We start from the raw sequence: 9769 nt of genomic DNA, 5'->3' as shown, positions 1-9769 counted from the left end.
TACCTCACGCCCGCCGAGTACGCTCGGCAATGCACCTACCAAACGGAGAACGACGACTCCCACAACGTGTGGACCTAACAGAGGGGGCGGCTCACTTCCTCAGCTCCCCTCACCTATCGCCCGGAGAACCCTCACTCTCAAGAATTCCGGAGAACCTCTCCCCTTCTCCTCGTTCGTGAACCCCTCCTCAGTGCCGCCCCGAGTCCCCGCCGAATGCGTGGCCCTTCGATCAAGGAGCACCGATGCTCACAGCACGAATCGGCAGGATCCTCGTGGTCGACGACGAGGCAGATCTGGCCCGTCTCATCGAAGGGTATCTGCGCAAAGCCGGACTGGACGTCGCCGTGCGCCATGATGGCACCGAAGCGGTCGCCGCGGTGCGCAGCTTCGACCCGGACGTGGTGGTGCTGGATCTAGGACTGCCCGGCATCGACGGGATCGAGGTGTGTCGACAGGTGAGAACCCTCTCGGACTGCCACGTCTTGATGCTCACTGCCCGGGATGATGAGATCGACAAGATTATCGGGCTCTCGGTAGGCGCTGACGACTATGTGACAAAGCCCTTCAGCCCTCGCGAACTTGTCGCCCGAGTCCAGGCCATGCTGCGCCGAGCCCGCACCAGCAACGCGGAGGTCCCGACCACGCCAGAGTCACCCGTTCAGAAGCTCGTGATCGAGGACCTGGTGGTGGATGAGGCCGCCCGGCGGGTGCAGCTGGGAGGCGAATCGGTGGCGTTGACCCGGATCGAGTTTGATCTGCTGGTCTCTCTGGCTACACACCCGCACCAGGTGTTGTCCCGGGCTCAGCTGGTGGAACTGGTCTGGGACACCGCTTGGACCGGGGAGGACCATCTGGTGGATGTCCACATCGGACGCATCCGGAAGAAGCTCAACGATGATGCCTCTGACCCGAGGTTCATCCACACCATTCGCGGGGTCGGGTACCGGATGGGAACCGGCCGATGACCTCCACCGAGAACGACCGCGTGTGGTCATGGGGCCCGCTGACGGTGCGGTTGATGCTGGCCCAGACCGCAGTGCTGGCGGTCGGGCTGATCATCGTGGTGGCCACCGCTGTGCTGGTGGGGCCTTCCATGTTCTACCGCGAGCTTGTCGAGGCAGGGCACGCCTATGCAGCCACCGGGCTGATCCACTTGGAAGACGCCTTCCGCTCCGTGATTCTGACCGCTCTGGTCATCGGCGGGTTACCGGCCTTGTTCATCGCCGGGCTGCTCAGCTCCTACCTCTACCGAACCATCGGCCGCTCCCTGTCCTCGTTCAGCACCGCCGCCAGGGAAGTCGCTGCTGGTAATTACGATGTGGACGTCACCTCCACGAAACTGGGCCCCGAGTTCGACTCTCTAGCGACTTCCTTCAATGACATGGCTGCCAGGCTCGCCGCCGTAGACACCACCCGACGCCAACTCTTGGCTGATCTCGCCCACGAGATGCGCACCCCCCTGGCCAGCCTCAAGGGCCACCTGGAGGGGATCGAAGACGGGGTCGTGGAATGGGATGCCCGGACGATCGGGATCTTCAACGCGCAGATCACCCGGATGGAACGGCTCGCGCATGACATCCGGCAACTCACCGCCACGGAGGAAGCCACGGCGAAGTTGCAGCTCACCCTTCAAGATCCGGGTGCGTTGACCGCCCAGGCGGTCGCGGCCATCGAGCCCGCCGCCGCAGCCAAGAACATCACAGTGACAACCAACAGCGCCGGCCCGCTTTCAACACCAATCCCGCTTGATCCCGAACGTATGGGTCAGGTGTTGGGGAATCTCTTGGAGAACGCTTTGGGCCACACACCGCCCGGGGGTTCCGTCACCGTGCATACCGATAACGCTCCGGAGGCGGTCACGATCACTGTGACCGACACTGGGGAGGGCATCAGACCCGAGCACCTCCACGATGTCTTCGCCCGCTTTTACCGGGTTCATACCGGTCGTGAAGCCCACCGGGCAGGCTCTGGGTTGGGGTTAGCGATCAGCAAGTCCCTGGTCGAAGCCCAGGGCGGGACCCTGGAGGCGAGCAGCGACGGGCTCGGTCACGGAGCCAGTTTCCACATCCGACTGCCTCGCACCCGAGCGCTGCACTAACCCGGCTGCCCCGCATACGTCTCACGGGCCACGCCGCCACCATCTGGCACGGGGGGTCCAGGCCCAATCGCCGGGAGCAGGTGCGCGAGCGTGTGCCTGAGGAGGGTGTCCTTCGTGCTCCAGGCACGGCGGCTCAGGGCCGGCTGCCCCGACCATCAGCCGAAGCTCGAGACTGACCTTCAGCTCCGGAGACCAACCGTCGGGTGCATTTCACACTGGCGCTGACCACCTTCTCCAGCGGGCCCTGCCCCAGTGCCCGCTGCCAGATCATCGCGAACACGGCTGCCGCGACCAGGTGGATCACGAACCACAGGTAGGGCTGGCCGTAGTGGACCTCGATCGAGAGGGCCACCAGGTGGGCGGTGTACAAGGTGAAGGTCATCGCGCCCATCGCGGAGAGAGGCAACAACCACTTCCCGACCTTCGGAGCAATCAACAGGAACACTCCCAGCACCATCAGACTCACGCCGAGGCTGGCCATGATCGCCAGCGGAGTGTTGGTGTGTGGGGTCGTGATCGTCAGCCACCACCCGGTCGAGGCCGGCAACGAGTCCGGACCCCAGATCAGGACCTGATCCAGCTCGTACTCACTCATCCCGGAAGTACTCAACAGCCGCTGGTATCCACCTAAGGCGTAAAGCAGGACGGAGGAGGTGGAGTAGGCGAAGATCGTCACCCCTACTCCCACGACCAACACACGGACCTGCACCGCGGTCTCACGCAGGTCCAGTCGCCCCAATCCCAGGCCCACCAGCAGATACGCCATGTACGGCAGCGCCGGATAGGTACCGGTGAGCAGCAGCTGAGAAGCGACGGCTCCGGGCTCGGTCAACACGTCGATGAACGTGGGGTTATACGAACTCCATGCAGGCAGTTCGCCGGCAAGATTCTGCATGAGCATCGGGGACAGGATCCCGAACACCGCCGCAGAGGCGAACAGTGCTTTAGGACCCATGTGGAGGAACGGGATCGCCAGCAGGAAGAACACACCGTAATAGAGCAAGATGCCGTATGCCGGAGGATCCTGCGGCATCACCGTGCCGATCCAGAGGCCCACCACTGCGATCAGCAGCGCCCGGACCAGCAGTCCGACCCGGTCAGCAGTCATCGCTCTGCCCTGATGCGGGTTACGTCCCCCGGAGGTCAGCGCAAGACCCACCCCGGCGAGCAGCGCGAACAACGCGGCCGAGTCCCCGGAGAACAATCGCCAGGACCAGCTGACTCCCCCGGTCTCTTCGTTCCACGCTGGCAGCAGATGAATCGCCATCAGCCCCAGCAGGGCGAGCCCTCGTGCCGCGTCGATGCCCACCAGCCGGCCCCGGGACCGCATCGAAGTCTCCTTCACGCCTGCCGTCCCAGTCTTTGAGGTCTCACTCATGTCTATCCCTTTCCGGTCCGCCCCTGACAGGGACGGTGAAGCTTGCAACATCTGTCTGTCCCGGGATCCATCGGGAGTATTGATTCCAGAGTGCCCGTTGGACTTAGAGCCCAGGTCGCAGGAACCTCAAGATTCGGTAAAGAGAACCCCGAGGTCACCGAAGAGCCGCGGTCAAACCATCGGTGAAGGCTTGGAACTGCGCGCACGGTCCAGACTGGTCAGTCGGCGCCACGGAACGTCCGCTGACGTCGTCACCTCTAAACGTCCTGGGCGGGAGAGGGTCTGAGGCGCGAGCGAGACTTGCCGAACAATGCCCGCAAGTCGATCCTTCACCGAGCCTTTTGGGGCGGGGCATACGTGCACTGAGAACCAGGTCCCCTCGTCCACCGCCCCTGATGACCTTGCCGATGATGGAACTCGGCACGCAGTTCCCGTCGTCGCCCTCCCGATCCCAGATGCAAAGATGCCTACCCGATTTGTATCGTTTCGCAACCCTTGGTTGGACAACACTTTTCAGGCCGTTTCACTCGCGCGTCCGCCAATACTCCTCGTCACAAGCGACTAACGCTCTCTTCCAAAAGTTGCCCAATCCCAGCCAGCGGTGCCTAGGGTGGAGTAGCACCCACCACACCCGGCTTACTTTGGAGGTGCGCCCTAGAACCCGCCGCGCCACTTTCCTGACCGCCTCTATCACCGCCGGAACCCTAGCCCTGGCGAGCTGCCGGTCCCCAGAGGTCGAACAACAGGAACAAGAGCTGGGCGTCTTCTTCGACACTATTGTGGTCTGCACGGTGACGGGTTCCACCCACGCGGGGATGATCGCCGGGTTCGCTGGACAGCAGCGGCCTCGCCGGGTGCTCGGGATCGACGCCTCAGCCACCATCGATATGACAAGGGGCCAGGTGGCGCAGATCGCGCGACATACCGCGGAGCTCATCGGGCTGGGCCGGGATCTGGGCGATGATGAGATCACTGTGCTCGAGGGCTGGGCCGGAGACCTCTATGGGATTCCGGTGAAGTCCACGCTGGAGGCCATGCGGACCACCGCCCAGCTGGAAGGGATGATCATCGACCCTGTCTACGAAGGCAAGTCCATGGCGGGGTTGATCGACCTGATGCGCGAGGGCGAGATCGGCCCAGACTCCAACGTGCTCTACGCCCACCTGGGCGGACAGCCTGCCCTGAACGCCTATTCCGGAATCATCTGAGGAGTGACCCACCATGCAGAATCCCGACAGGCAGGGCCCTAGCGACTTCGACGAGGAAGACCGCCAGTTCGAGACCAGTGTTCAGCGCCATCCCGCGCCGGGCGTCAATGAGCGTCCGCTCTCCGCGGCTTCTTCCTTCAGCGGGTCGACCCTCGACGCCGTGGCCCAGCGGGTGCTGTGGCTCTCCACCGCGATCATCGACGCCGCGAACCGGGGCCGCGAGACTCCCGGTGGTATCAAGGTCGGGGGCCACCAGTCCTCCTCAGCGTCAATGGTGGGCATCATGACGGCCCTATGGTTCGCCGAGCTGGGTTCGAAGGACCGAGTTTCGGTGAAGCCTCATGCCTCCCCGGTGCTGCATGCGATCAACTATCTGCTGGGAGACCTGGACGAGAAGTATCTGCCCACCCTGCGTTCCAAGGGCGGGCTGCAGTCCTATCCGAGCCGTTCCAAGGACCCGGACACAGTGGACTTCTCCACCGGATCCGTCGGCATCGGCGCCACGGCACCGGTGTGGGCGGCACTCTCGCGGCGCTATCTGCAGGACCATTTTGAGCTCCCGGAGGGCGGCCGGTTCTACAGCCTGTTGGGCGACGCCGAGATGGACGAGGGGGCCGTGTGGGAGGCCATCATCGATCCCGAGGTCCGCCAGCTCGGAGACGTGGTCTGGATTGTGGATCTGAACCGGCAGTCACTGGACCGGGTGATCCCAGACGTGCAGATCCAACGCCTTCAGGGGATGTTCGCAGCCGCCGACTGGCAGGTGTTGACCTGCACCTGGGGCAGGCGCCTCCAACAGCTCTTCAGCCAGCCCGGCGGGGAGCTGCTGCGGCGCCGGCTCGAAGAGATGCCTAACCAGGAGTACCAGCGCCTGTTGCGCTCCCACCCGGACGAGGCCGCGGCCAGGCTGCTCGGAGACGGACCGGACCCACAGTTGGCCGAGCTGGTCTCAAGCCTGGAGCCCCGTGACCTGGCAGAGGCCCTGCGGGACCTCGGAGGTCACGACATCCAGGAGCTTCTGGCCACCTACCAGAAGATCGACGATACCCGGCCCACCGTCATCTTCGCCTACACGATCAAGGGGCGCGGCCTGGCCACCGAAGGCCACCCCAGCAACCACGCCGCCCAGCTGACCGAGGAACAGATGCGTGAGCTTGCCGCGCTCTCCGGGACAAACCTCGACTCCCCCTGGGGGCGATTCCCCGAGGGGACGGATGAGGCTGCGCTCTGCTCAGAGACCGCTCAACGACTGAGCCGCCCTCCGGTGCCGCAGACCAGCGGCATTCCGGTGCCTCAGGAGCTGAAGTGGAAGCACAAACAACAGACCTCCACCCAGGCCACGCTGGGCCGGCTGCTCTCCGACCTTAAGCGAGCCGACCCCACGAACGCCCGCCGCATCGTCACCGTCAGCCCGGATGTCGCCTCCTCCACCAACCTGGGCGGTTGGATCAACAAAACCGGGGTGTGGTCACTCAGCGAACGCCGAGACTGGTTCTCCGACGACGACGAGACCGTGCTGCACTGGCAGGAGAATCCGCACGGTCAGCACATCGAGCTGGGGATCTCCGAGGTCAACTTGGTCAGCCTCATCGGCGAGCTGGGCGCCACGTGGTCCCGATGGGGCGAACCACTCGCCCCCATCGGGGTCCTCTATGACCCCTTCGTCCCACGGGCCCTGGAACCATGGATGTTCGGCACCTACGCCGGTGGCCAGTCGATCCTCGTGGGAACCCCGTCTGGGGTCAGTCTGGCCCCAGAGGGCGGCGCCCACCAGTCGATGAACACGCCCTCCATCGGAATCTCCACGCCTGGGTTGGACTATTGGGAGCCGGCTTTCGCCCAGGACCTCGAGTGGAGCCTGCTCGAGGCCATCTCCCACCTGGGACGGCCCGGTGGGCGGTCAGCCTACTTCCGACTCTCCACCCGTCCGGTAGAACAGTCCCTCGCTGCGCTCCCCGAAGATCCGGCCCTCTGGGAACGACGGCGACGCCAAGCCCTGGCCGGAGGCTACCGGATCAGCACCCATCCAGCCGAGAAGGATGATGTGGTGCTCGTCGGCGCGGGGGCGGTGATTCCCAACCTCTGCGAGGCCGCAAAGACCCTGGACACCCACGGAGTGAAGGCCGGAATCGTGAACGTCACCAGCCCGTCCCGGCTCTTTCAGGCGATGCGTTCCCGGGACTCCCTGGAACCGGGTCCAGGGACTGCGATCCTGGAACAGCTCTTTCCCACAGCACACCCCGCTCCACTGATCACAGTGCTAGACGGTCACCCGCATGCGCTGTCCTTCCTCGCCGGCGTGCGCGGAGACCGCACGAGGACGCTTGGTGTGACCGAGTATGGGCAGTCCTCCTCCCTGCCGGAGGCCCATGCCCTTCACGGCATCGACGCCGGGACGATTACCTCAGCCGCGCTGAGCTCACTGGGGCGCTGAGCTCGGTCAGGGCGAGGCGGCACTCCCCCGGAATTTCACCTCCGAGAGCGTGGAGGTGAAAGCCACTCCCCCACCTGACCGGGTGAACTCCACCAGACTTTCCCTTCGATCAGGCTTTGGCAGCCGTCGTGGCGGGAACCGATGAGGTCGGCAGACTCAGCCCTGCTGCTCGCGTATCGGCGTAAGCCGATGGGCAAGTGCCGCCGCGCTCTTCACCCAATCCCGGGTTCAACACCGGGGCGCGGTGGGTGCACCGTGCAAAGATATTGACCATGTCGAATGCTCCGAGTGGTTTCGAATATCGAATCGTCGGTGACGGTGAGGTCATCACTACTCACCGGGGACGCCGCGCGACAACATTGCGGGGTACCACCGCTAAGAATTTCCTCTTGGACGTCACGAAGCAGGACCCCCAGGAGCTGATGGCCCGATCGACGGGCAACTACAAACACGGAAACGAGCGTACGGCCAAGAACCATCCGCGCAATAGGACTCTCTGAGCTCAGCCGAAACGAGTCTTCCAAGACGATCCAGTTGCACCGTGGTGACCGATGTCTCCGTGGTGAGGCTGCGAATCAAGCATCGCCGGACGAAAAGTCAGCCGGCGCCCGCAAGTCGATCGGCTTACGGCCCACGCCTTGCCAGGTTGTATAAAATCCTACGATGGAATCCGGTGCACCGTTCTCAATCGACACAGACCTCTCGCGCATCGAACTCGACCAGGTCCACCAGTGGCTGTCAACAGACGCCTTCTGGGCGATGGGTCGAAGTCGACAGACTGTCCAACAAGCAGCCGAAGGATCATTGAACTTCGGTGCCTTCGACTCCGAGGGCACCTTGTGCGCATACGCACGAGTGGTGACGGATCAGGCAACTTTCGCGTGGTTATGCGACGTCTACGTCGATAGGAGCTACCGCGGCCGAGGGATCGGCTTTCTCATTTCTAGAGCCGTCCTTAATGAGCTGGCACCGATGAATCTCAAGCGGGTGATGTTGTCAACGCTCGACGCTCACGGACTCTACGAACAGGTTGGGTTCAAGGCCTTTCCGAATCCAGAGAAGCTGATGCTCCTCGACGACGCCCGTTAATGGATCTGCGGAATCTGGCGGTCATTGCAAGAGGAGGTCTTCGATCAGTTCCATCGGCTTCTGGAAACCTAGTCTCTTCCGCGGTCGATCATTGAGTTCCTGAGCCACCCAGTCCAGGTCTTCCACGCCATAGGCGCTCAGATCGGCGCCCTTAGGGAAATACTGCCTCAAGAGTGGACTGGTCCCCGAATGTTGGACTCTTAATTGAACGTTACGCGGTAGCGGGGTTGTGGGCGAGGTATTCGTCGGGGCTGAGGTAGCCGAGTCTTTGTTGGATGCGGGTGCTGTTCCACCAGTCCAGATACTCGGTCAGCCCGCTGTGGAAGTCCTCGATGGTGTTCGGTTGCTGGATCCGGAACCATTCCTCTTTGAGGTGGCTGAAGAACCCTTCCATGGAAGCGTTATCCAGGCAGGTGCCCTTGCGGGACATCGATTGAGTCAGTCCGGCGTCACGGAGTGTGTCCTGCCAGTGCGGGTGCCGATATTGGAATCCCTGGTCTGAGTGGACGAGGGGCCGCTCATCCGGGGCCAAACTGTTGATCGCGGCGTGGAGACCATCGGTGACCATTCTGACGCTCGGAGACGGACCTGCCATGACGGAGACAATCCGGTTGTCGTGAAGATCGAGGATTGGTGAGACGTAAACCTTGGCGGCACCGACCGTGAACTCGGTGACGTCGGTAGCCCACTTGGTGTGTCTGGTGGCGGTCTCAAACTGGCGGTTCAAGAGGTTTTCAGCCGTCTTGCCGACCTCGCCGCGGAAAGAGTTGTATCTGCGCCGGCGTCGTACCGGGCTTTGCAGTCCGAGCCCGCGCATGAGCTTCAGCACGGTCTTCTTCGACACTGTCCACCCCTGCCGCTGCAGCATGGCCAGCACACGTCGATGCCCGTATGCGCTGCGCGCCTGCGTGAAAGCCTGGCGGATGGCTTCTTTGAGCTTCTCATGCCGGTCCGGCCGGGTCAGCCGGGTGCGGTGGTCGTAGAACGTGGACCGGGGAAGCTTCGCCAACTCCAGCAAGAGCGGTAACCGGTGGTGGGCCTTGAGATCATCGACCGCTTGGACTTTCAGCGTCGTTGCTGGGATCTCAAGGCCCGCAATTTTCCCAGGTACGCCACCTCCGCACGCAGCCGCTCGTTTTCTCTGCGGAGCTGCTCGGCCTCACTCTCGGGAACAGGGTTCTCCCGAGTGACTGGTCGTCGGCCCCGTTTCTTCGGACGTAGCCCGTCCTCACCATCACGCCGGTAGATCTTCGCCCAGTTCGTGACGGTGCCGGGAGAGGGAAGGTCGTACTCCTTGGCCAGGACGCGTCCAGAGGCGCCCTGGAGATGACGGCGCACGATCAAGAGCTTGGTTTCGAGGTCGTACTGCTTCCGTTCTCGTGTCACCAGTGCACCCATTCCTCGTACCTGCCATCGCTGATACAACATTTGAACAGAAGTGGATGCCAAGTCAAGAGCACGCGCGACGTGAGCCGCCCCCTCTGTTAGGTCCACACGTTGTGGGAGTCGTCGTTCTCCGTTTGGTAGGTGCATTGCCGAGCGTACTCGGCGGGCGTGAGGTA

Annotated in this window: 7 protein-coding genes and 2 pseudogenes; 5 read left to right on the top strand and 4 right to left on the bottom strand. The window is 63.3% G+C overall.

Annotated features, from left to right (window positions below; genetic code table 11):
* Positions 1-242 precede the first annotated feature (242 nt).
* Entirely contained in the window at positions 243-965 is a 723-nt protein-coding gene (locus tag EV640_RS13385; RefSeq protein WP_133726714.1) for a response regulator transcription factor, read from the top strand.
* Positions 962-2098 (top strand): sensor histidine kinase, encoded by a 1137-nt coding sequence (locus EV640_RS13380; RefSeq protein ID WP_243832340.1) that lies wholly within the window; start codon positions 962-964, stop codon positions 2096-2098. Before EV640_RS13385 ends, EV640_RS13380 begins: the two co-directional genes overlap by 4 nt.
* 133 nt (positions 2099-2231) lie before the next feature.
* Here the strand turns inward: EV640_RS13380 and EV640_RS13375 are convergent, their stop codons facing one another.
* Positions 2232-3476, bottom strand: coding sequence for a heparan-alpha-glucosaminide N-acetyltransferase domain-containing protein (locus EV640_RS13375; RefSeq protein ID WP_133726713.1), 1245 nt, complete (start codon positions 3474-3476; stop codon positions 2232-2234).
* A gap of 731 nt (positions 3477-4207) precedes the next feature.
* Here EV640_RS13375 and EV640_RS13945 point away from each other — a divergent pair.
* The 3 genes and pseudogenes from EV640_RS13945 to EV640_RS13355 form a co-directional block, all read left to right on the top strand.
* A pseudogene (locus EV640_RS13945) lies at positions 4208-4684 on the top strand (pyridoxal-phosphate dependent enzyme); the annotation flags it as partial.
* 13 nt (positions 4685-4697) lie between these two features.
* Positions 4698-7118, top strand: coding sequence for a transketolase-like TK C-terminal-containing protein (locus EV640_RS13365; protein WP_133726712.1), 2421 nt, complete (start codon positions 4698-4700; stop codon positions 7116-7118).
* A gap of 663 nt (positions 7119-7781) precedes the next feature.
* Positions 7782-8207, top strand: a complete 426-nt coding sequence (locus EV640_RS13355; RefSeq protein ID WP_133726710.1) for a GNAT family N-acetyltransferase — start codon at positions 7782-7784, stop codon at positions 8205-8207.
* 21 nt (positions 8208-8228) lie between these two features.
* On the opposite strand, the pseudogene EV640_RS13940 reads toward EV640_RS13355, so the two are convergent.
* The 3 genes and pseudogenes from EV640_RS13940 to EV640_RS13340 all read right to left on the bottom strand — a co-directional run.
* Positions 8229-8390 (bottom strand): annotated as a pseudogene (locus tag EV640_RS13940) (IS30 family transposase); the annotation flags it as partial.
* Between the two features lie 28 nt (positions 8391-8418).
* Positions 8419-9225 (bottom strand): IS3 family transposase, encoded by an 807-nt coding sequence (locus EV640_RS13345; RefSeq protein ID WP_243832339.1) that lies wholly within the window; start codon positions 9223-9225, stop codon positions 8419-8421.
* Positions 9226-9272: 47 nt separating this feature from the next.
* A complete protein-coding gene (locus tag EV640_RS13340; RefSeq protein ID WP_084479770.1) occupies positions 9273-9593 on the bottom strand; it encodes a helix-turn-helix domain-containing protein in 321 nt (106 codons plus the stop codon).
* Positions 9594-9769 lie beyond the last annotated feature (176 nt).

Origin of the sequence: Nesterenkonia aurantiaca (genome assembly GCF_004364585.1) — a bacterium.
In the GTDB taxonomy this organism is placed as follows: Bacteria; Actinomycetota; Actinomycetes; order Actinomycetales; family Micrococcaceae; genus Nesterenkonia; species Nesterenkonia aurantiaca.
This window is presented reverse-complemented; position numbering and strand designations above follow the sequence as displayed.